The following is a 249-nucleotide window of genomic DNA, read 5'->3' as shown; positions in this document are numbered from 1 at the left end:
TGCAAGTCACATAGGTTATTTTTCACTTTTTCAAAATTGCTCAATCCATTCACATTATCACGTTCAATGACATTTAAAAAAATTATAAATTTATGCTTTTATAATGCAGTCATACGAACCTTTGTATGGCGAATATGATTCTTGTTGTGCTTTTCTAACTTCTTGAAAATAATGAGGTTGATAACTCATATATGCCTCCCTAAAATAACGCTATAAAATGTGGTAAAAATACTATTAAACCTATAATAA

At 27.7% G+C, this 249-nt stretch carries 1 pseudogene; it reads right to left on the bottom strand.

Going from position 1 to position 249, the window contains the following annotated elements:
* Positions 1–123 precede the first annotated feature (123 nt).
* A pseudogene (locus IDG65_RS14545) lies at positions 124–189 on the bottom strand (cytidine deaminase); the annotation flags it as partial.
* Between the last annotated feature and the right edge of the window lie 60 nt (positions 190–249).

The sequence above is a fragment of the Staphylococcus sp. EG-SA-17 genome (assembly GCF_017151845.1).
GTDB lineage: Bacteria > Bacillota > Bacilli > Staphylococcales > Staphylococcaceae > Staphylococcus > Staphylococcus aureus.
The sequence above is the reverse complement of the archived record's forward strand: the minus strand, read 5'-3'. Positions and strand labels throughout refer to the sequence as shown.